At 71.5% G+C, this 21,374-nt stretch carries 20 protein-coding genes and 1 pseudogene; 9 read left to right on the forward strand and 12 right to left on the reverse strand.

Annotation, left to right across the window (positions count from 1 at the left end):
- Positions 1–15: 15 nt before the first annotated feature.
- From rbfA to PQI07_RS13600, 5 genes are all read left to right on the forward strand, one after another.
- On the forward strand, positions 16–444 hold the full coding sequence (gene rbfA / locus PQI07_RS13580; RefSeq protein ID WP_043354641.1) for a 30S ribosome-binding factor RbfA: 429 nt from the start codon (positions 16–18) through the stop codon (positions 442–444).
- A 67-nt stretch (positions 445–511) separates the two neighbouring features.
- Positions 512–1,528, forward strand: a complete 1,017-nt coding sequence (gene truB / locus PQI07_RS13585; protein ID WP_051044951.1) for a tRNA pseudouridine(55) synthase TruB — start codon at positions 512–514, stop codon at positions 1,526–1,528.
- Positions 1,529–1,662: 134 nt separating this feature from the next.
- Positions 1,663–3,048: a dihydrolipoyl dehydrogenase gene (locus PQI07_RS13590; protein WP_274926790.1), complete on the forward strand. Its 1,386-nt coding sequence runs from the start codon at positions 1,663–1,665 to the stop codon at positions 3,046–3,048.
- A gap of 84 nt (positions 3,049–3,132) precedes the next feature.
- Positions 3,133–5,748: a histidine kinase dimerization/phosphoacceptor domain -containing protein gene (locus PQI07_RS13595; RefSeq protein ID WP_043354636.1), complete on the forward strand. Its 2,616-nt coding sequence runs from the start codon at positions 3,133–3,135 to the stop codon at positions 5,746–5,748.
- Positions 5,745–6,338: a biliverdin-producing heme oxygenase gene (locus tag PQI07_RS13600; protein ID WP_043385097.1), complete on the forward strand. Its 594-nt coding sequence runs from the start codon at positions 5,745–5,747 to the stop codon at positions 6,336–6,338. Before PQI07_RS13595 ends, PQI07_RS13600 begins: the two co-directional genes overlap by 4 nt.
- 5 nt (positions 6,339–6,343) lie before the next feature.
- Here the strand turns inward: PQI07_RS13600 and PQI07_RS13605 are convergent, their stop codons facing one another.
- Complete coding sequence (locus tag PQI07_RS13605; protein ID WP_274926791.1) at positions 6,344–7,237, reverse strand: LysR family transcriptional regulator; 894 nt, start codon at positions 7,235–7,237, stop codon at positions 6,344–6,346.
- A 100-nt stretch (positions 7,238–7,337) separates the two neighbouring features.
- Between PQI07_RS13605 and PQI07_RS13610 the strand changes: the two genes are divergently transcribed.
- On the forward strand, positions 7,338–7,784 hold the full coding sequence (locus PQI07_RS13610; protein ID WP_043354631.1) for a DMT family transporter: 447 nt from the start codon (positions 7,338–7,340) through the stop codon (positions 7,782–7,784).
- 13 nt (positions 7,785–7,797) lie between these two features.
- On the opposite strand, the gene gmk is transcribed toward PQI07_RS13610, so the two are convergent.
- Both gmk and PQI07_RS13620 read right to left on the reverse strand, forming a co-directional pair.
- Positions 7,798–8,460 (reverse strand): guanylate kinase, encoded by a 663-nt coding sequence (gene gmk / locus PQI07_RS13615; RefSeq protein WP_043354630.1) that lies wholly within the window; start codon positions 8,458–8,460, stop codon positions 7,798–7,800.
- Positions 8,461–8,512: 52 nt separating this feature from the next.
- Complete coding sequence (locus PQI07_RS13620; protein ID WP_043385162.1) at positions 8,513–9,370, reverse strand: YicC/YloC family endoribonuclease; 858 nt, start codon at positions 9,368–9,370, stop codon at positions 8,513–8,515.
- A 255-nt stretch (positions 9,371–9,625) separates the two neighbouring features.
- On the opposite strand from PQI07_RS13620, the gene PQI07_RS13625 reads away from it, so the two are divergent.
- Positions 9,626–10,249, forward strand: coding sequence for a PAS domain-containing protein (locus PQI07_RS13625; protein WP_274927716.1), 624 nt, complete (start codon positions 9,626–9,628; stop codon positions 10,247–10,249).
- Between the two features lie 71 nt (positions 10,250–10,320).
- On the opposite strand, the gene mltG is transcribed toward PQI07_RS13625, so the two are convergent.
- The 5 genes and pseudogenes from mltG to PQI07_RS13650 form a co-directional block, all read right to left on the reverse strand.
- The gene (gene mltG / locus PQI07_RS13630; protein ID WP_043759011.1) at positions 10,321–11,736 is read right to left on the reverse strand and encodes an endolytic transglycosylase MltG; all 1,416 of its coding nucleotides are present in this window, start codon (positions 11,734–11,736) and stop codon (positions 10,321–10,323) included.
- Positions 11,737–11,887: 151 nt separating this feature from the next.
- Positions 11,888–12,778: a bifunctional DNA-formamidopyrimidine glycosylase/DNA-(apurinic or apyrimidinic site) lyase gene (gene mutM, locus PQI07_RS13635; protein WP_043759009.1), complete on the reverse strand. Its 891-nt coding sequence runs from the start codon at positions 12,776–12,778 to the stop codon at positions 11,888–11,890.
- Between the two features lie 161 nt (positions 12,779–12,939).
- Positions 12,940–13,575, reverse strand: coding sequence for a Smr/MutS family protein (locus PQI07_RS13640; protein WP_043354621.1), 636 nt, complete (start codon positions 13,573–13,575; stop codon positions 12,940–12,942).
- A pseudogene (gene mltA, locus PQI07_RS13645) lies at positions 13,572–14,770 on the reverse strand (murein transglycosylase A). The gene PQI07_RS13640 and the pseudogene mltA overlap by 4 nt, the downstream one beginning before the upstream one ends.
- 32 nt (positions 14,771–14,802) lie before the next feature.
- Positions 14,803–15,516: a Tim44/TimA family putative adaptor protein gene (locus PQI07_RS13650; RefSeq protein ID WP_043354619.1), complete on the reverse strand. Its 714-nt coding sequence runs from the start codon at positions 15,514–15,516 to the stop codon at positions 14,803–14,805.
- 349 nt (positions 15,517–15,865) lie between these two features.
- Here PQI07_RS13650 and secB point away from each other — a divergent pair, with 349 nt between their 5' ends.
- Positions 15,866–16,366, forward strand: coding sequence for a protein-export chaperone SecB (gene secB / locus PQI07_RS13655; RefSeq protein WP_012320646.1), 501 nt, complete (start codon positions 15,866–15,868; stop codon positions 16,364–16,366).
- Between the two features lie 408 nt (positions 16,367–16,774).
- Complete coding sequence (locus tag PQI07_RS13660) at positions 16,775–18,007, forward strand: MFS transporter (protein WP_043354617.1); 1,233 nt, start codon at positions 16,775–16,777, stop codon at positions 18,005–18,007.
- Positions 18,008–18,213: 206 nt separating this feature from the next.
- Here PQI07_RS13660 and PQI07_RS13665 read toward each other — a convergent pair whose 3' ends face one another.
- The 4 genes from PQI07_RS13665 to PQI07_RS13680 form a co-directional block, all read right to left on the reverse strand.
- Positions 18,214–19,089, reverse strand: a complete 876-nt coding sequence (locus PQI07_RS13665; RefSeq protein WP_012320644.1) for an RNA polymerase factor sigma-32 — start codon at positions 19,087–19,089, stop codon at positions 18,214–18,216.
- A gap of 319 nt (positions 19,090–19,408) precedes the next feature.
- Entirely contained in the window at positions 19,409–20,014 is a 606-nt protein-coding gene (locus tag PQI07_RS13670; RefSeq protein WP_043354614.1) for a CarD family transcriptional regulator, read from the reverse strand.
- 506 nt (positions 20,015–20,520) lie between these two features.
- Positions 20,521–20,859 carry a ferredoxin FdxA gene (gene fdxA, locus PQI07_RS13675; RefSeq protein ID WP_043354612.1) on the reverse strand — a complete coding sequence of 113 codons (339 nt, stop codon included), beginning with the start codon at positions 20,857–20,859 and terminating at the stop codon, positions 20,521–20,523.
- Positions 20,860–21,078: 219 nt separating this feature from the next.
- Entirely contained in the window at positions 21,079–21,372 is a 294-nt protein-coding gene (locus tag PQI07_RS13680; protein ID WP_043385109.1) for an RNA-binding S4 domain-containing protein, read from the reverse strand.
- Positions 21,373–21,374: the final 2 nt, after the last annotated feature.

A 21,374-nucleotide genomic window follows, 5' to 3' on the forward strand; every position in this document is an offset into this window, starting at 1 on the left:
AAGGCCCGAGACAGAATGGCCCAGAAACCGACTTCCACCGGCCCCTCGCAGCGCCAGCAGCGCGTGGCCGAACTCGTGCGCCACGCGCTCGCCGAGGTGCTCCAGCGCGGCGACATACAGGATCCGGTGCTCGGCACGCATGTCGTGACCGTCCCGGAGGTGCGGATGTCGCCCGACCTGAAGCTCGCCACCGCCTACGTGATGCCGCTCGGCGGTCTCGACGAGGCGCCGGTGATCGCCGCCCTGGAGCGTCACCGGAAGGTGCTGCGCCAGGAGGTGGCGCGGCGGGTGAACCTGAAATTCGCCCCGGAGCTGCGGTTCCGACGGGACGAGACCTTCGACGAGGCGGCCCGCATCGACAAGCTGCTGCGGGACGAGCGGGTCCAGCGCGACCTTGAGACCGGGCACGAGGACGACGAACCGGAGACCGGGACGGGGCATTGAGTCCCGATACCCAACAGAAAGGGACGGGGCATCGACCCCGGGGGACAACGCGGACATGACGGTTTCCATGGAAGATCTTCCGCCGGCCGAGCACCAGGCTCCCGTGCCGGGCGCTGAGCGTCGTGGCCCGGAGGGCCGCCGTCCGCAGCGCGGGCCGCGTCCCGACCGCCCGAAGCGCCGGGACGTCTCGGGCTGGGTGATCCTCGACAAGCATGTCGGCATGACCTCGACCCATGCGGTCGCGGTGGTGAAGCGCGCCTTCAACGCCAAGAAGGCGGGCCATGCCGGCACCCTCGATCCGCTGGCCTCCGGCATCCTGCCGATCGCCCTCGGCGAGGCGACCAAGACCGTCCCGTTCGTGATGGACGGCCGGAAGGCCTATCGGTTCACCGTGCAGTGGGGCATCGAGACCGATACCGACGATGCCGAGGGGCGTCCCGTGGCCACCAGCGAGACCCGCCCGGACCGTGCGGCGGTCGAGGCCGCGCTCCCGGCCTTCGTGGGCGCCATCGAGCAGGTGCCGCCGCGCTACTCGGCGATCAAGATCCAGGGCGAGCGCGCCTACGACCTCGCCCGCGAGGGCGAGGTGGTGGAACTCGTGGCCCGGCCGGTGCAGATCGACCGGCTCGCGGTTGTCGAGCATGACGGCGAGCGCACCGTGATCGAGGCGGAGTGCGGCAAGGGCACCTACGTGCGGGCGCTGGCCCGCGACCTCGGCCGGATGCTCGGCTGCTACGGCCACGTGGCGGCCCTGCGCCGGACCCGTGTCGGTCCCTTCTCCGAGGCCGAGGCCTGCCCGGTCTCGGCCCTGACCGACGGCAGCCCGGAGGCGGCGCTCGCCTATCTGCGTCCGGTGGAGACGGCCCTCGACGCCATCCCGGAAGTCGCGGTCTCCCGTGATCTGGGCCTGCGCCTGATGCGGGGCCAGCCGGTGATCCTGCGGGGCCGGGACGCCCCCGTCGAGGGCAAGGCCTTCGCAACCTGTGCTGGCATCCTGGTCGCCGTCGGCGATGTGGAGCGCGGCGAACTGATCCCGCACCGGGTGTTCCACCTCGGCGGCACGGCTCCTGGCCGCAGCGCCTGAAACGCCGGCTCCGCACCGCCCCGTCCGGCGCGTGCGGAGCCCCGCCCGGTCCGTGCCGCCCTGAGACGTGATCGCGCAGGCGGAACGAACCTCGGCCGTACCGCTTTGGCTCCGGCGAACGGTCCGGGATGCTCATGCGCGAACTCGACTACGACGTGGCGGTGATCGGTGCCGGCACAGCCGGCATCGCCGCCCATCGCGCCGCTTCGGCCGCGGGGGCGCGGTCGGTCCTGATCGAGCGCGGGCCCGGCGGGACGACCTGCGCGCGCGTCGGCTGCATGCCGTCGAAGCTCCTGATCGCCGCGGGCGCTGCCGCCCACGCGGCCCGCACCACCGCGCTGTTCGGCATCCGGGTCTCCGGCGTCACGGTGGACGGGCCTGCGGTGCTGCGGCGTCTCCGGTCGGAGCGCGACCGGTTCGTCGCCAGCGTCGTCGACGGTCTCGCGGATCTCCCCGAGGACGAACGCCTCGGCGGCACCGCCCGATTCGAGAGCGATCGCACGCTGGTGATCGGAGACGCCATCCGGATCCGCTTCCGGGCGGCGGTCATCGCCACCGGGTCGAGCCCGATCGTGCCGGAAGCCCTGCAGGGTCTCGGCGCGCGCCTCCTGACCACCGATACCCTCTTCGAAATCCCCGATCTCCCGGATTCGCTGGCCATTCTCGGGGCCGGGCCCGTGGGGATCGAGATCGCCCAGGCGATGGCGCGGCTCGGTGTCGCCGTCACGGTGATCGATGCGGGTGACACCGTCGCCGGCTTGAGCGAGCCGGAACTCGCCCGGCAGGCCGCCGCGATCTTCGGCGCGGACCTGGATCTTCACCTCGGTGCCGAGGTTCGGACGGCAGCGCCGGACGGCGACGGCGTATGCCTGCACTGGATCGACCGTGACGGGCGCGAACAGGTCACCCGGGCGTCGCGGGTGCTGGCCGCCACCGGCCGGGCCCCCAACTTGGATGCCTTGCGGCTTGAGGCGGCGGGCCTCCGCCGCGACGAAGACGGAGTGCCGGAATTCGACCGGCACAGCCTCGTCTGCGCGGGCGCGCCGATCCTGATCGCGGGCGATGCCGACGGCTGGCGCCCTGTCCTGCACGAGGCCAGCCGCCAGGGCCGGATCGCGGGGGGCAGCGCTGCCGCCCTGGCCGCGGGCCGCCCGGTCGCGGCCCCCGCCCCCTGGACCCGCCTCGCCATGGTTTTCACCCATCCTCAGGCGGCGGTGATCGGCGCCCCCTACGATCCGGAGAATGCGGGACGGGTCGTCGGCACGATGGACTTCTCGGATCAGGGCCGCGCCCGCGTCGAGGGGACGAATCGCGGCGGCATCCGGCTCTGGGCCGACCGGTCGGGGCACCTCCTCGGCGGCGAGATGCTCGGACCGTCCGTAGAGCACCTCGCGCACCTGCTCACCTACGCAGTCGCGCACAAGCAGACCGCCCAGACCCTGCACGATCAGCCAGTGTACCACCCTACGGTTGAGGAAGGGCTGTTCAGGGCGATGTCTAAGATCGTACAGAGCACTTGAGGTTTTGATCTTGCTGACATCACAAGCATTGCGCTCGGCCCATCCCGTCGCCATACCCAGTTGAATGAGCCGGTTTCGCTCCTGATGCCGCCCAGCCAGGCCCCCAATACCGACGTCGATCTCGACGCCATCGCGCCGGACGCGCTCGACCGCCTGGACCAGGGCGTGATCGGGCTCGATTCGGCTGGCACCGTCGTGGCCTTCAGCGAGGGCGCGAGCGCCATCTCGGGCCTGTCGCGCGAGGCCGTGCTGGGGCGGGACTATTTCCGCGACGTGATGCCGGGCACCAACGTGCCGAATTTCCGGGGCCGGTTTCTGGCAGGGGCCCGCCGCGGGACGCTGGACGAGACCTTCGACTACGTCTTCGGCCGGCTGCCGCAGCCTTTGCGGGCCCGGATCCATATGCGCCATGGCCAGATCGCCGGGGGCAGCCCGGTGACATGGCTGACCATCGATCCGGTGGAGAGCCTCGGGGCCGACCACTCGCGCGAGGCCGTCATGGCGGCGATCGGTCGGCGGGTGCGCGCCGAGCCGGTGGATGCCAGCCTGTGCGAGCGTGAGCCCATCCACATCCCGGGCTCGATCCAGCCCAATGCCGTGATGCTCGCCGCCGACGCCGGGACGCTCCTGGTGGTCGCCTATTCGGCCAATGTCGGCGAGATCGTCGATCCGATCGAGCCGCCTCTGGCGGGGCGCCCCCTCGCGGACGTGCTGCCGGCGGATTTCGTGGCAGCGATCCGCGCCCGTCTGGCGCGCGGGACCCTCCATGACGGCGCGTCCCTGCGCCGGACCCTGGCATTCCCGGGCCGCGGGACCGCCTATCACGCCGTCGCCCATGCCCATGCCGGCCGCCTCATCGTGGAGATGGAGCTGGAGCCCGATTCGGCCGACGATTTCGCCACCGCCAGTCAGGCCGATACCGAACTCGCCGTTGGCCGCCTGCGCGAGGCCGGGACCCTGGCGGATATCGCCCGGATCGCAGCCCTTGAGATCCGGGCGCTCACCGGCTTCGAGGCGGTCTTGGTCTACCGCTTCGACACGGACTGGAACGGCGAGGCCGTGGCCGAGGACAAGGTGCCCGACTGGTCGCGCAGCCTGCTGGGCCTGCGCTTCCCCGCCTCCGACATCCCCGCCCAGGCCCGGGCCCTCTACACCAAGGCCAAGAGCCGCTTCGTCATCGATCGCGACAGCGTGCCCGTCGGGCTGGTCTCGGCGCCCGGCGCCGGCAACGGCCCGATCGACCTGACCTTCGCTCAGCACCGCACGCTGTCGCCGATCCACCTGGAGTACCAGCGCAATCTCGGCGTGAACGGCTCCATGTCGATCTCGATCATGGTCGAGGGGCGGCTCTGGGGCCTGATGATCGGGCATCATCGCCGCCCGCACTACGTCACGCCGGAGACCCGTGCGGCCGCCACGGTGCTGACCGACGCCTTCGCCATGCGGGTGCAGGAGATCGAATCGCGCCGGCTCTGGGCCGAGCGGCAGGCCCATCTCGACGTCGAGGGGCGTCTCGTGCGCGGCCTGACCCGATCCGACGATTTCGTGGCAGCCCTGACCGGCGGCACGACGACGCTGCTCGACCTGTTCGGCGCCACCGGCGCCGGCATCGTTTCCGGCGACCGGGTCACGGGGATCGGGCGGACGCCGCCGGTCGACATGGTGGCGGCGATCGCGGGCTGGCTGCGGGCGGGCGTGCCGGCGGGCGAGGTCGCCTACAGCAGCGACAGCTTCACCGCGGATTATCCGGAGGCGGGCCCGCATCGGGAGATCGCCAGCGGCCTGCTCGCCGTCTTCGTCGATGCCTCGCGCGAGAACCTGCTGCTGTGGTTCCGGCCGGAGGTGCCCAGCACGGTGACCTGGGGTGGCGACCCGCGCAAGCCCGTCCTCGCCGGCAGCGGCCCGGTGGCGGTGCTGCCCCGCCGCTCCTTCGAGCGCTGGGTCGAGGAGCGCACCGGCTTCGCCGCGCCCTGGGCGGAATGGCAGGTCCACCTCGCCGGCTCCCTGGCGGAGGCTGTCGAAGGCGTGGTGCTGCGCCAACGCCGCAAGATCGACGAGCTCACCGGCCTGCTCGCCGAGAAGGAGCGCCTCCTTGAGCAGAAGGATCTGCTCACCCGGGAGATCGACCACCGGGTGAAGAACTCCCTGCAGATCGTCTCGGCCTTCCTGCAGATGCAGCGGCGCCAGATCGCCGACGGCGAGGCGCGGCAGGCCTTCGCCGACACCTCCGCGCGGGTGATGAGCGTCGCGCGGGTGCATGACAGCCTGTACCAGGCCGACCGGTTCGACGAGGTGGATCTCGGCCAGACCATCGAGAGCCTGTGCAACGACCTCGCGGGGCTGGCAGGCGACGGGCATGCCGTCGATCTCTCGGCGGAGCCGGGCCTGATGGTGCCCTATCGCAAGGCGGTGGCGCTCTCGCTGATCGCGACGGAACTCGTCACCAACGCCTTCAAGTATGCGGCCAACCCGACAGGCGGCGGCCGTGTCGAGGTCAGCGTCTCGGCATCGGGCCCCGGCGAGGTCCAGTTGCGGGTCTGCGACGACGGATCGGGCCTGCCCGACGACTGGGCGGACGCCAAGGCGCGGAGCAAGGGCTCGGGACTGGGCATGAAGCTGATCCGGGCGATGCTCGATCAGATCAACGCCAAGCTCACCGTCGCCAACAATCCCGGCGCCTGCTTCACGATCACCGCGTGAGAACCCGCGACGGCCTGCATGCGCGGCTGCGTGCCGCGACCGATCCGGCTCACCGGGCGCTGGAGGCGTCCCTGGACTGGCAGGCGCGGGTCGCGACCCTGAGCGGCTACCGCAACTTGCTGGGGCGTCTCTACGGGTTCCACGCGGTCTGGGAATCCGCCATCGGGTCCGGGCTCGCCGACGAGGTTTTCCTGGCGCCGCGCCGCCGCCTCACGCGCCTCGCCGCCGATCTCGACCATCTCGGCCTGACGCCCTCCGCGGTCGCGGCGCTCCCGCGACCGACTTCCCTGGTCTTCGACGGACCGGCCGCCGCCATGGGCGCGCTCTACGTGCTGGAAGGCTCGACATTGGGCGGCCAGCTGATCGGCCGCCACATCGCCGGCCTGCACGGCTTCTCCGGCGACGGCCTCGCCTATTACCGGGCGCACGGGCCCGCCGCGGGGGCGATGTGGGCAGCCTTCCGGACGCGCCTGGAGATCTTCGGCGAGGACCCGGCCGCGGAGGCCGCGCTCACCGGCGCGGCCGTGTCGACCTTCTCGGCGATGGGCGCGTGGCTCGGTCCCGGTCCGGAGACTCCGGTCGCCGCCTGAGCCGATCAGCGTACGCCGAGGGCGTCACGCTCCGCCGCCAGATGGACCATCAGCCGCTCGCCGAGGCGCCCCGGCGGCCGTCCCGCCGGCCGCACCAGCACGGTCTCGATGGGGATCTCGGGCCGGAACGGCCGCAGCACGATGGGCCATCCGCCGAGAGCCCGGGCCGGGACCGGATCGACGATGGCGGCTCCGAGACCCTCGGCCACGAGGCCGCAGCGCGCCGCGGTGTACTCGGCCATCAAGGCGAAATGCGGGGTCACGCCGGCCTGCGCGAAGGCCGCCTCCGTCGCCGCCTGCACGGGACTCGATCCGGCCGCGATCAGCGGCACATCGGCGAGATCCGCCGCCGTGATGGCCCGTCGGCGGGCCAGGGCGTGCCCGCGAGGCAGCACGCACACGGCGGCGACCCGCAGGAATGTCTCGGCGATCACGCCCGCATGGCCGGACCGCGGCCGGGCCAGTCCGAGATCGCATTGGCCCGAGGCGGCCCAGGACCAGATCGTGTCCGGGCTCGGGACGTGGACGGAAATGCGGAGACCGGGGCATTCCGCGTCGAGCCGCCGGATCGCGCGGGGCAGCAGCCCGGCGGCCAGGGAAGGCTGACAGGCAACGCGGAGACCGCCGGTGCCGCGCTCGCGGATGCGGCACGCGGCTTGTCGCAGGTGATCCAGCCCGGCGAACGTCTGCGCAACCTCGTGGGCGAAGGCCTCGCCTTCCGGGGTCGGGAGGGCGCTGCCGTGGCCGCGCACGAACAGCGTGAAGCCGAGTGTCGCCTCGAGCTGTGCGATGGCACGACTGATGTGGGGTTGACCGATCCCCAGGACCTCGGCGGCACGCGTCATGCCGCCGTGACGCATCACGGCGCGGAAGAGGTCGAGATGCGCGGGGTTGATCATGCCGAACGTGCATGGAATCGGGTCTTGGCGGCATTTGACGGCATCGACCGTGCCGGTTGTCAATGAGGCCCGGCACCCTGACCCGAGAGGCCCGTTCTCGATGCTCGCCTTCGCACTCTCCGCCCTGCTCGCCGTCCTGGCGGGCGCCGGACTCGTCCTGCAGCAGATCCTGAACGCCAACCTGCGCGCGGGCCTCGACTCGGCGTCCTGGGCTGGCGTCTCCAGTTACGCCGTCGGTCTCGCCTGCATGGCTCTGCTCGCCGTAGCCCTGCGCGATCCCGCCCCGGCCGTAAGCGTGGCCGGGCGGATCCCGTGGTGGACTTGGAGCGGCGGCCTGTTCGGCGCGCTGTTCATCGGGCTCGCCATCCTGCTCGTCCCGAAGCTCGGCGCCGCGACCTTCTTCGCCCTTCTGGTCACCGGCCAGATGCTCGCCTCGGTGCTGTTCGATCAGGTTGGTCTGCTCGGCCTGGCGCAACGGCCCGTCGATCTGCCCCGCCTCTTCGGGGTCGCGCTCCTGATCGGCGGCGTCGTGCTGATCCGCCGGTAGAGCCGGGTCCGCGTCACGGCGTCTCCGCCAGCAACCCCTCGACGAAGGTGGTGAGGCCGGTGCGCCGCGTCCGCCGGAGCCGCTCCGCCGCCAGGATGCCCTGGAGGGCCCGGAAGGCGTTCTGCAGGTCGTCGTTGACGATGACGTAGTCGTACTCGACCCAGCGTTGGATCTCAGTCCGGGCATTGGCGAGACGCTTCTCGATCGTCTCGGCCGAATCCTCTGCCCGGCGCTCCAGGCGCTGGCGCAGCTCGGCCATGCTGGGCGGCAGGATGAAGACCGTCACCACGTCCTGGGCGAGCTTGGAGCGCACCTGCCGCGTGCCCTGGTAGTCGATGTCGAAGATCATGTCCCGGCCGGAGCCGAGCACCTTTTCCACCGGCCGCCGGGGCGTGCCGTAGAAATTGCCATGGACCTCCGCCCATTCGAGCAGGTCGTCCCGGTTGCGCAGGTCGTCGAAGGCCTCGCGATCGATGAAGTGGTAGTGCCGCCCGTCGATCTCGGAGGGGCGGCGCCCCCGCGTGGTCACGGAGATCGACAGGTCCAGCGCCCAGCTCGGATCCTGGGCGATCGCCCGCGTCAGGGTCGTCTTCCCCGCCCCGGAGGGCGAGGAGAGGATCAGGATCAACCCCCGCCGCGCGATGGAATCGGAGACGCTCCCACCCTGCTCGGTCATGCGCGTGGCTCCCCGACGTTTCGCATCCGTATTCTCACATCCTGATCCGGCATCATTCGATGTTCTGGACCTGCTCGCGGAACTGCTCGACCACGGCCTTCAGGTCCAGGCCGATCCGCGACAGGCTGATGTCGTTGGCCTTGGCGCACAGCGTGTTGGACTCGCGGCCGAACTCCTGGGCGATGAAGTCCAGGCGCCGGCCGATCGCGCCGCCGGCCGCCAGCAGCTCCCGGGCGCTCGTCACATGGGCCCGAAGCCGGTCCAGTTCCTCGCGCACGTCCGCCTTGCCGGCGAGCAGCATCGCCTCCTGATGCAGACGGTCCGGATCGAGGCCGCTGCCGCCCAGCGCCGCGACGGCCGCCTCCAGACGCGCCCGCACGGCCTCGGGCTGACGCGCGGGATTCGCCTCCGCGGCCTCGGTCAGCGCGGCGATCCGGTCGACCTGGCCGATGACGACCTGTTCGAGCTGCCGCCCCTCCGCGCGGCGGGCCTCGACGAGATCCGCGACCAGCTGGACCACGCCTGCGGCCAGATCCCGGGCGAGGGCGTCGGTGTCCGCCGCCTCGTCCTCGACCTCGATCACGCCGCGGACGCCGAGCAGCCCGTCCATCGTGGCGGGGGCCACACCCTCGGGGACCGGCACCCGGGCCACCGCCTGGGCGAGACTCGCCAGCAGCGTCTCGTTGATCCGCACCCGCGCGGTGGTCTCCGGCTTGGTGAGCGTCAGGGTCAGCTGGCACTGGCCGCGGGTCAGGGTCTTCTGCAGGGCGGTGCGGGCGGTCTCGCCGAGCCCGTCATAGCCGGCCGGCACACGGGTGCGCACGTCGAGGCTGCGCCCGTTGACGCTGCGGACCTCCCAGACCCAGTGGACCGGTCCGGTACTGCCGGCCGCCCGGGCGAAACCGGTCATGCTCGTGATCTGGGCCACGCCGACCCCCGTCCCCGTGAAGATCGGGGCCTGTAGCACGGATCTCTCCACGGGGAAGAGGCCGGTCCCTGCGACGGACCCATCCCGGCCCGCGCGCGGGTCCCGTCGCCCCCGCGCCACCGAGGACGTCACGGATCGACTTTCGTACGACGCCGCCAACATTGCATTTCAAGATCAAGTTGTGTTCGTAGGTCCGGGTCGTTTTCACAAGAACCCGGATGGCGCATGCCACGATCAGTGTTGACCAGGTCCGCGCTCACGCCGTTCGGCATGTCCGCGCTGGGCGTCGGCATGTGGGAGGACGTGCCGCATCTGGGACGCGTGCGCGGGGATGCGACGATGGCCCGGATCTTCGGGCTGACCGAGGCCGAGGCGGCGCAGGGCGTGAGCTGGGAGCAGCTCTCCGCGCTCTTCCATCCGGAGGACCTCGCCCGGGATCAGATTCAGCGCCGCCGTGTCCGCGACGAGGGCGGCCTCTTCGCGTGGGAGCATCGCATCGTGCCTGCCCCCGGGCTCGTACGCTGGGTGCTGGCCCGCGGCCGGTTCGAGCGCCGCGCGGACGGGCTGGTCTATGGGCGTGGGATCGTGATCGACATCACCGACAGCCGGACCGAGGGGCCGTTCGAGCCCCCGGCGGGCTTTCTCGGGGCGCCGGCCGAGCAGGGCTCCGTCGTCGAGCAGATGGCGGATGGCGCGATGCGTATGTGGGAGCGCCTCGGCGATCTCGGGCTCGATGAGGCGAAGCGGGTGCAGCCGCTGCTGGAGGCCCTGCTGTATGAGCTGGGACGCCAGATCGCGGCGTCCCTGTCGGGCCCTCCTCCGGACGGGCAGCGGCGCCCGCGAAACCCGAAGGCGCATTGAGCCCTGCGTGAGCCCGGCGCGGCTGCGTCACGTCTGACGACGCGTCGCAGCAATCCGGCCGGAGCTGGTCCCTAGCGCCGGCCCCGGGGCGCCGGGGCCGGTTCGCTCAGGGCCGGCACCGTCTTGGGCGAGCCCAGGTCGTAGCTGCGGTTCTTCAGGGGATCGAGGCGCGTGCCCTCGGAGGCGTCGAAGGCCCGCGAACCCGGCGTGCCCGTATCCGCGGCGAAGGCCGCGTTGGTGTTGATCCCGTTGGCCGCAGGCGCACCGCCCGGCGCGTAGGCCGAGGCGCGGCCCGGCGTCGCCGGGTCCGGACCCGGCTCGACCTTGTCGACGGCGTCCGGCGGCGCCTGCCGGCTCTTCTCCACCGCCCGCCAGCGGGCGACGTTGCGCTGATGCGCCTCGAGAGAGTCGGCGAAGGCGTGGCCGCCGGTGCCGTCCGCCACGAAGTAGAGGTCCTTCGTCCGGGAGGGGTTGGCCACCGCCTCCAGGGCGGCCCGGCCGGGATTGGCGATCGGCCCCGGCGGCAGGCCCTCGATGACGTAGGTGTTGTAGGGCGTCGGCCGGTCGATCTCCGACCGGAGGATGCCGCGCCCGAGGGTGCCGCGGCCCCCCACGAGGCCGTAGACGATCGTCGGGTCGGATTGCAGCTTCATCCGCTTGTTCAGGCGGTTGATGAAGACGCCGGCCACCCGGGGCCGCTCGTCGGCGCGGCCGGTCTCCTTCTCCACGATGGAGGCGAGGGTGACCATCTCGGCCGGGGTCCGCACCGGCACGTCGGCGCTGCGCCGCAGCCAGATCTGGTTCAGAACCTCGCGCTGCTTGGCCTTCATCAGGTTGACGATCTGCTGACGGGTGGCCCCGCGCTCGAACTTGTAGGTGTCGGGCAGGAGCGAACCTTCCGGGGGGATCTCGTTGATCTCGCCGGTGAGCACGTCATTGTCGTTGAGGCGGCTGACGATCTGCTCGGAGGTCAGGCCCTCCGGGAAGGTGATGGCGTGCTGGACCTGCCGGCCGGTGGCGATGGTGTCGAGGGCGTCTGAGATGCTCGCATGCGCCTTGAACACGTATTCCCCGGCCCGGAGCGCCGGCCGGCCGCCGAAGCGGGCGGCGAACTCGAACAGGCCGGTATGGTCAATCACGCCCTCGCGCTTCAGGGTCTCGGCGATCTCCGCCGTTCCGCTGTGGGTCGGGATCACAACGACCTTGTCGGCCGCGAGCGGCCCCGGCTCGCGCACCTGCCGCTGGAACAGCGTGATCCCGATCATCGCCGCGATGGCGATGACGACCGCGAAGGTCAGGGCTCCGCTGATGAGGCCCACGAGGCCGCTCCGCTCGCGCTCGGGCTTCTCCGGGGGCGGGGGCGCGACCGTCGGTTTGATCGCCTCGCCGGGGGAGCGCGGCGAGAGCCGCTGCGGCAGGGCGGGCTCGCCCGTCGGATCCTGCGCGGTGGTTTCGGGCGCGGGCGTCTTTGAGCGGCGGAAGAACATCGGGATCCTGTCTGGGCCCGCGCGACCCGTCACGCGTTGCGGGCCGGGATCGGCTGCCCGCAACCGGGTGCGCACGTCGAGGCGCTAGACCCTAGCCGGGTTTGTGGCGAAATTGCCGTTTCGCGGCGCAGTGACGCACGGTTCGTTGCGGTCAGTTCGGGGGCTGGCAGGTCGCGCAGAAGAAGGTCGAGCGGTTCGCCTGGACGATGCGGGTGATGGAACCGCCGCATCCCGGCCGGCTGCAGGACAATCCGACCCGATCGTAAACCCGGAAGGCGTGCTGGAACGCCCCCGCGCTGCCATCCGTGTGGGCGTAGTCGCGCAGGGTCGAGCCGCCGGCCTCCACGGCCTCCTGCAGGACCTTCACGATCGCCTTGGCGAGGGCGTTGGCCTTGGGCGTCGGGCGCCCGTCGGGCCGGACGAGGCTCCCGGCCGGGGCCTCGGGGTGCAGGCGCGCCCGGTGCAGCGCCTCGCACACGTAGATGTTGCCGAGGCCCGCGATCAGGCGCTGGTCGAGCAGGGCGGCCTTCAGCGGCGCGATCTTGTGGCGGAAGAGCTGCGCGATCACCGCCCCCGTCAGACCATCGAGGGGCTCGATGCCCATCCTGGCGAAGTGGCGGCAGCCGGCGAGATCCGCGCTCGGGACCAGATCCATGAAGCCGAAGCGGCGGGCGTCGTTGTAGGTCACCGTGGCGCCGGTGCTCATCGCCATGACCACATGGTCGTGCTTGGGCGTGCCCTGGGCCCCTTCGAGGTAGAAATCCCCCGGCGACAGGTTGCTGCCGTCCGGCAGGGCCACGTCGAACCGGCCACTCATGCCGAGATGCATGACCAGGGTCTCGCCCGAGTCGAGCGCGGCGGTGAGGTATTTCGCCCGGCGCGCGAGGTCCGTGACGGTCCGCCCTTCCAGCCGGGCGGCGAAGCGATCCGGGAAGGGGAAGCGCAGGTTGGCCCGGCGCAGGGTGACACGGCTGAAGCGGGCTCCGACCAGGGCGGGCGCCAGGCCCCGCCGCACCGTCTCGACTTCGGGAAGCTCCGGCATCTCTCTCGCGACTTTGCGTGCGTGGCGCCTCATGCGCCGGCTCCGGATATCGGCGGGATCGGTCCGGGCCGCAACCGCGCGGCTCCGGCGCGGTTTGCCGCGCAGGCTGCGGACACCGGTGAACAGGCCGCTGCGCGCCGTGCGCGCCGGGTTCCGGACCCCTATCGGCGCCGCAGACGGACGTAGAGCGCGCCGCCGCCGCCATGGTGGCGGGCGGCCTCCTCGAAGCCGAGGACGATGCCGCGCAGTTCCGGCCCCCGCAGCCAGTGCGGCACGCTGCGGCGGAGCACCCCGCGCTCGGCGAAGGCCTCCGCGTAATCCGGTCCGCCCTTGCCGGTGACGACCAGCACGTAGGAATGCCCGGCGGCCCGCGCCCGGAGCAGGAAGCCCGTCAGCGCGGCATGGGCCTCCGTCTGCACCATCCCGTGCAGGTCGATCCGCGCCTCGATCGCCAGTCGTCCGCGGCGCAGGCCGACCTTGGCGGTCCGCTCCAAGCTGGTGCTCGGGCTGTGGCGCTGCGGCGGCGGCTGATACGGCGCGGCGGTTGCCGGACGCGGCGGCTCCGGTGCCGGTTTCGGCGGATGCTTCGCCCGCGGCCTCTTGGCGGTTGGCGGCGCGCTGGGCTTCAGGATCGGGGCCGACAGGGGCGGCATGGCGGCGGTCGGGGGCGCCGGCGGTCGGGGAAGTTCGGGGGTCGGGGACGCGCGGCCCGGCAACGGCGTCACCAGCTTGGCGATCGCGTCCCAGAGGCGGGCCTCGCCCGCGGTCAGGCGGCGCCCGCGGCGCGGGGGCCTCACGGCGCGGCTCCGGGCGCAGCGGCGCGGCGCGGCAGCAGGACCACGAATCCGATGGCGTCGCGGAGGTTTCCGGCGACCACGCCGGCCGCAGGACCGGTGCCGACGAAGAGGTCGCCGCGGGCAGGGCCGACGATCGCCGATCCGGTATCGGCGGCGATGACGAGGCGCCCGGTGGCGTCCGGGGCTCCGTCCTGCGCCGCGCCGGGCAGCGGCCCTGCGAGCCAGAACGGCAGGCCGTACCGCCAGAGGGTCGAATCGACCGCCAGGCTGCGGCCCGGGCTGAGCGGCGCGTTCGCGGCGCCGGGCGGCCCGAGAGCCGGATCCGCGACCGGGGCGAGGCGGAAGAAGATGTAGGAGGCGTTGGTGCGGATCAGGCGCTTGGCGATCTCGGGATGCGCGCGCAGCCAGCCGGTCCAGCGGGCGAGCGTCAGGCCCTCGAGCGGCAGATGCCCCTCTTGGACGATGAGCTTGGCCACCGCCGTATAGGGGCGTCCGTTGCGGCCGTCGTACAGCACCCGCACCGCGCGACCGTCCGGTAGCCGGACGCGCCCGGAGCCCTGGACCTGCAGGACCAGCAGATCGACCGCGTCGCGCAGCCACAGGATCGGCTTCGCATGCGCCCCGAGGGCTCCGTCGTCGATGGCGGCGCGGTCGGGATAGGGGGCAAATCCGTCCGCGGTGGCCCGCGCGGCGCGCAGGGTCGGATCGAGCCCCGGACGGGTTTCGCCGGGGGCGAGGGAGATCAGGTCGTCGGGACGGGCGAGCACCGGCGTCGGAAAATCCGGCCCGGGCGCGAGGGAGCCCGTGAGCTCCGGCTCGAAATAGCCGGTCAGGAAGCCGGGCCGATCCGCGCCGGGCCGATTGATGCGGAAGGCGTCGAACCGCTCGCGGAAGAACGCGGCCGGCGTCCGGCACGGGGCCGGCCGCAGCCGTGCAGGCCTCGGCGAGGGCGGCCGGATCGCCCGCGACGCCGTCCGGCTGGGGCTGGGCGGGCGCCGGTGCCCGCGCAGACCCGCCGGAAGGCGTCGAGCGCCGCCTCCGCCTGCGCACCGGGAAAGCCCGGCAGGTCCGCCGGGGCGACGGGGCTCAGGACCGCACCGCCGACCGCCGTCGGCGCGGCGGACACGGATGGACTCAGCAGGAACGCGAGGAGGGCGGCCGGGACTGCTCCGGACCGGGCATGGGGAATCGGCACGGCAAGATCGTCACGGCACGCCTGTCACGGGCTCAGGCGCCGGCCTCGGTGGCCACGAGCTGCCAGTTCGGGTCCCGCGAGCCGAGGGTGCGGGAGAAGGTCCAGACATCCGGAACCTCGACCACCGTCTCGGCACTGCCGTCCACCACCTTGCCGTCCGCGTTGCGGGTGGCGGTGATGAGGTTCGACAGGAAACGCACGGTGACGTGAGCCACCCGGTTGCGCACCTCGACGGCCACGATCTCAGCCTTGTCGATGGAGACGAAGGTGGTTTCCAGGGTCTGCCGGTTGCGCTCCCGCTCGGCGATCGCGCGTTCGAAAGCCTCGCCGACCTCCTTGGACAGCAGGCCGCGCAGGGTCTTCCGATCGCCCTTGGCGAAGGCGATCATGATGGCTTCGTAGGCGGATTTCGCGCCCTCGACGAAGGCGCGCGGGTCGAACCCGGGCTCCGCCTGGACGCAGGCCTCGAGGCCGCGGGCGACCTCGGATCCCGGCTCGGCGATCCCCCGCCAGTCCCGCGGCGCGGCGGCGGTCGGCGGCGCGGCCTGCACCCGGTCGGCACCCGGCAGCCGGACGACGTTGTCGCCGTCGGAACGCGCCTGCGGTTCGGTGCGGCTGCGGTCGACCGGCTTGAACGGCGAGCGTTCGGCGCCTGTCTTCTGACCGAGCACGGAGCGCAGACGCCAGATCACGAAGACGGCCAGCGCCAGGAAGATGATCGTCGTTACGTCGAAACTGTCCTGCATCACCGATCCGATGGTGGCCGCGGCGAGACCCTGTGCCCCTTGCTCAGGTCATGCCCGGTGCGGCGCCGGCTAAGCGCGCATAGGTCTGGCCGACTCATATCCGACCAACGCGCCGGGAGCGAGCCGGTTGTATCGTCGGGGTCAACTGGTCCCGCACGCAATCGCGATATGGGTTGCCGGTGCCGCCGGCGCCAGCGCCCCGTCACCTCGCCTGTCACTTCGCTTGTCCAGGCCCGGCGCGCGTGTTAGCGGCCCTGCCGTTTGGGTAGTTCCGCGGCGTGATCCAGCGGCTCCCGCCGCGACAACAACCCGCGCCGGCCCCGCCGGTCGATCGAGAAGGATGATCCGCATGGCCGATTCCCCGGCAGCGAACGGCAACGGCGGCGGCATGCCGCAGGGCGATGTGCCGACCATCAATGCCCTGGCGCAGTACACGAAGGATCTCTCCTTCGAGAATCCGAACGCCCCGCGCTCCCTTCAGCCCAAGGAGGGCCAGGGGCCGCAGATCAACATCCAGGTGAACGTCAACGCGCAGCAGCTCTCCGAGACCGATTTCGAGGTCGAGCTGAAGCTCGAGGGCGACGCCAAGATCCAGAACGAAGTGCTGTTCGCCTTCGAGGTGACCTATGCCGGCGTGTTCCGGCTGCTCAACATCCCGGCCGACCAGATCCATCCGGCGGTGATGATCGAGTGCCCGCGCCTGCTCTTCCCCTTCGCCCGCCAGATCGTGGCCGAGGCGGTGCGCAACGGCGGCTTCCCGCCCCTGTACATCGACCCGATCGATTTCGTCGGCCTCTACCGGCAGAAGGTGATGGAGCAGCAGGGCGCCCAGGGCCCGCTCGCCTCCTGAGGTGACGACCGGCGGCCGCGCGGCGGCCGCCGGGACCCCGAGAGGCCGCCGCCCGCGCGCACAGGGCGTCCGCTCAGGAGCGCGGCGCTCAGTGCGACGAAGCTGCCCGGCAGGTCGGGCAGCCCCCGAACCGGCCGCTGACCTTCCCGGCGCCTTCGGGTGCCGTGCTGGGCGCCAGGGCTGCCACCGCGAGCCTGCCCATCGCCGCCGCCGACGAGGACCCCGGTCCCGGTCAGGGCGGCCGCGCCGCGGACCGTGCAGGGTTTCGCCCGCTCTCTCGCCGAAGACGCCGCACGTCGCCCCGCATGAGGGTGTCGCCGCCCTGCTCCGCGACGGAGGCTGCGTTCCGGGCTTGACCGTTCCGGGGTCCCCGTTCACGTCCGGGGCCCGAAACGGCTCCAGGATCGCATGGCCCCCACCACAAACCTCGCCTTGATCAACCTGTTCATCGGGGACATCCAGGGCGGCCTCGGCCCCTTTCTGGGAACCTGGCTGGCGGAATCCGCCTCGTGGAGCCCCGCCCGGGTCGGCTTCGTCGTCACGCTGGTGGGGTTCGGCACGCTGTTCCTGAGCGGCCCGTTCGGTGCCCTGGTGGATCGGTTCCCCCGGCCACGCCTGCTGATCGCCCTGGCCTGCGGGGCGATCCTCGCGGGCACGCTGCTGCTCCTCCCGGCGCGCAGCTTTCCGGCGGTCCTGTGCGCGCAGCTGCTCGCCGCGGCCGGCGGCACCCTGCTGTTGCCGGCGGTCGCGTCGCTGACCCTGGGCATCGTCGGGAAGGACCGCTTCCCCGCCCAGCAGGGCCGCAACCAGGCCTTCAACCACATCGGCATCCTGGTCGCGGCGGGGGGCATCAGCCTCGGCACCGGCTATTTCGGGCCTGCGATCGCCTTCTGGGTCCTCGGCGGCATGGCTGTGGCGGCGATCGGCGCCACGCTGACGACGCCCGCCGGCGCCTGGAACCGGCGCCGCGCCGTCGGTTGGAAGGAGGACGACGCGGACGAACCCGAGCGCAGCGGCCTGCGTCAGGTTCTCGGCAACCGCCGTCTGCTGGTGCTGACCGTGGCGCTGACCCTGTTCAACCTGGGGAACGGCGGCATGCTCTCGCTGCTCGGGCAGAAGCTCGTGGCGACCGCGGCCGACGCCACCACGTGGACGGCGCGCTACGTCATGGTGGCGCAACTCGTCATGGTGCCCGTGGCTCTGTTTGCCGGTTCGCTGGCCGACAGGCGCGGACGCCGTCAATTGCTGATGGTGGCCTTCGCCGTGCTGCCGGTGCGCGCGCTCATGTCCGGATTGATCGACGATCCGGTGTGGCTGATCGCCGCCGAGGTGCTGGACGGCGTGGCCTCCGGCATCGTCGGGGTGGCGGTGCCCGTGGTGGTGGCGGACCTGACCTGGGGATCGGGCCGAACCCAGACGGCGCTCGGCAGCGTCAACGCGGTGCAGGGCGTGGGCGGCGCGCTCTCGAGTTGGTACGGCGGCCTGTCATACGGGCTGTTCGGCTGGACCGGTGCCTTCCTGGCCCTCGGCGTGCCGGCGCTCGTCGCCCTGGCGCTCGTGATCTGGCTCGACGCCACCCCTGAGGCCGGCCGCCGCCGGCGCCGGCGGGAGCGGCGCAGCCCCGTCGTTCAGGAGGCGTAACGGGCGCGCGGCGGTATCCCGCTCGCGACCACGGCACCGGCCCCCGTCATCGCACGCGCAGGCAGGTATATCCGCAGGCACACCCGCTGCGCCGGAAATGTCGGGCAGCCGGCCCGACCACGGCGGCCCGTCGCATGGGCGACCCTTCTGAAACACGAAAGCCCGGCCGCCGGGCCGGGCTTCGTGACGATGCCGCTGCGTGCCGCTCAGCCGATATGGGGGCTGCCCGTGGCGGCGGGAAAGCGGTCGGCGAGCGCACGGCGCAGCTTTTCCAGGGCCCGGTTCTCGATCTGGCGGACCCGCTCCTTGGAGATGCCGAGCCGCTGGCCCAGGGCTTCGAGGGTCGCCTGATCCTCGGCGAGGCGGCGCTCGCGCAGGATGCGCAGCTCACGCTCGGACAGGACGGTCAGAGCCTGCTGCAGCCAGCTGAGGCGGCGCTCGCCGTCGACCGTGGCGCTCACGGTCTCGTCCGGCAGGTCGGCCCCGTCGACCAGGAAATCCATCCGTTCCGAGGACGCGTCGCTGTCCTCGCCCACGGGGGCGTTGAGGGACATGTCGGGGCCGGACAGGCGTGCATCCATCAGGGCGACGTCGTCACGGGACACCCCGATCGCGCTGGCGATGCGGCGATGGATCTCGTCGCCGACATGTTCCTCGGTGGATTGCATCAACCGGGCGCGCAGCCGGCGCAGATTGAAGAACAGGGCCTTCTGCGCCGAGGAGGTCCCGCCGCGCACGATCGACCAGTTGCGCAGGATGTAATCCTGGATCGAGGCGCGGATCCACCACGTCGCATAGGTGGAGAAGCGGACGTCCCGCTCCGGCTCGAACCGGGCCGCGGCCTCCATCAGGCCGACATGCCCTTCCTGGACGAGGTCGGCCATGGGCAGGCCGTAGTGACGAAAACGCCCCGCCAGGGCGATGACGAGGCGCATATGGGCCGAGATCAGACGGTGGAGAGCCCGCTCGTCGCGCTCGTCCTTCCATCGGACGGCGAGGCCCCGCTCTTCTTCCCGGGCCAGGAAGGGCGCCTCCATGGCAGTCCGTATGAACTGCCGTCGAATTCCCGCGATCTCAGCCATCCGCCTGCCTCTTGTTGCCGAGTGCTGTTGCGGCGTCGGACCCAAGGACCCGACGCGCAGGCGCCACCGGGGGGTGACGCCAGGCAACCGACAACGGAAGGCAAAACGGGAAAGTTCCGTCCCGATGCCCCACAATGCGACAACGCAGCGGCCACGAATTCGTGTTCCGTCGGGAAGACATGGGATCCGGCCCCGCGCCGTCCAGCCCAGGCCTTCGCGAACGGTCAGGGCCGTCGGGGGGAGCCGGCCGCGCGGACGCAAGAAAAAACCCGGCCACCAGGGCCGGGTTGAATGTCGTTGTCGCGATGCGATGCGCGCCTCAGGCGGCTTCCTCCTGAAGGTCGTCGCCCTCGCTGTCCCCCTCGGCCTCGGCTTCGGGCTCGGCCTCGTTCTTCGCCCGGCGGGGCGACTTGGCGAGGCTCTGCTCGATCAGCTTCAGCGCCTCGGTCTCGGTGATGCGGTTGACCGAAGAGATCTCGCGCACGATCCGGTCCAGAGCCGCCTCGTACAATTGGCGCTCGGAATAGGATTGCTCGGGCTGGGCCTCGGAGCGGAACAGGTCGCGCACGACCTCGGTGACGGAGAGCAGATCACCCGAGTTGATCTTGGCCTCGTATTCCTGCGCGCGGCGCGACCACATGGTGCGCTTGATCCGGGCGCGGCCGGTCAAAAGGTCGAGAGCCTTCTTCACCAGTTCCGGCTCGGCGAGCTTGCGCATGCCGACGCTGTTGGCCTTCGCTGTGGGGACGCGCAGGACCATCTTGTCCTTCTCGAACGAGACCACGAACAGCTCAAGCTTGTAGCCCGCGATTTCCTGCTCCTCGATCGCGGTGATGCGACCGACGCCGTGGGCCGGATACACGACAGCCTCGCCGGTCTTGAAGCCCTGCCGGCCTGTGGTCGTCGTCTTCTTGGCTGTGGTCATGCGAGAAGGGCCTCCACTGGCGCGCAGCGTTCGGCGCCGCGCGAAACCGTGTTCTTCCGGGCGGGACACCCGGTCTGCCTCGCCGCTCCCGAAACCCCCGCGCCCAGCGCGACGATCCCGGTCATTCCCCGGCGCGGCCGTGCAAGCACCTGGCGCGTCCGCCGAAGTCTCCTTCGGCGGCCGATCGCGTACTACTCCTAACAACCGAAAATCGAAGGCGTTTCAGCCGGAGGGAGCACGTCAGGCGCAAGCGACGGCAGGCGGATTGTCTACCACAATCCGGCGCGCAGATCAAAGCATCCCTGAAGACGCACGCGCGGACCAAGCGCGGCGTCAAAGAGTTTTACACTGGTGCCATGGGACAGGAATGACCTGGCCGCGTATCTGGGCTTCGTATGACGCAGCCCCGAGGAGGCCTTCAGCGAAGCGGCGGGGCTGAAAAAACTTCGCGCCCACTGGAAAGCCGCGGGCGCATGCGCGTCAGATCCTGTGAATTCGTCCCAAGCTCAGTCGCCAGATCCAGGATTCGGCGAGAAATGCGCCTCCAGCTTTCCGGCCTTTCCATCCCACTCCTTGGCGTCGGCCGGAGCTTCCTTCTTCTGCGTGATGTTCGGCCAGGTTTTGGCGTAGTCGGCGTTCAGCTTCAGCCACGTGTCCAGATTCGACTCCGTGTCGGGCTTGATCGCTTCGGCCGGGCATTCCGGCTCGCACACGCCGCAATCGATGCACTCATCCGGATGAATGACGAGCATGTTCTCGCCCTCATAGAAACAATCCACCGGACAGACCTCGACGCAGTCCGTGTATTTGCACTTGATGCAATTGTCGGTGACGACGTAGGTCATCGGATGTCTTCGTCCTAAAACTCGACTTGGCCCGGGCAGAGCCTGGGGACGGCCTGCGCGCGCCAGCGGGCGCTGCGAGGGGAACGCCGGTGAGGCCCGGCGCGGAGCCGGGCTTCGGAGGCCAACGGCTCTAGACCCTGCCTCCCGGGCTGACAAGCGCGTGTGCGCCGCATGCGGTCCGCGACGGCCCGCTCGCGCGGGGGCTGTGGCACAGCCTCATCACTCGTGCGTCTCGACCGGCGGCCCGCCGCCGGACAGATCGTCGTACAGCAGCCGCGCTTCCGGGGCGGGGCCGCGCCGTACGCCGAGGCCGAGGACCCTTACAGCCAGGGTCGCGTGCGGCGCGGCCACCGTCACCACGTCACCGATGCCGATCGCCCGCGCCGGGTTCTCGGCCCGGCTGCCGTTCACCCGGACGAACCCGTCGGAGGCCAGCCGCGCTGCCAGGGACCGGGTCCGCGCGAAGCGCGCGAACCACAGCCATTTGTCGAGGCGCTGCCGGTCCTCCCGCATCC

The organism is Methylobacterium sp. 092160098-2 (assembly GCF_028920805.1).
GTDB lineage: Bacteria > Pseudomonadota > Alphaproteobacteria > Rhizobiales > Beijerinckiaceae > Methylobacterium > Methylobacterium fujisawaense.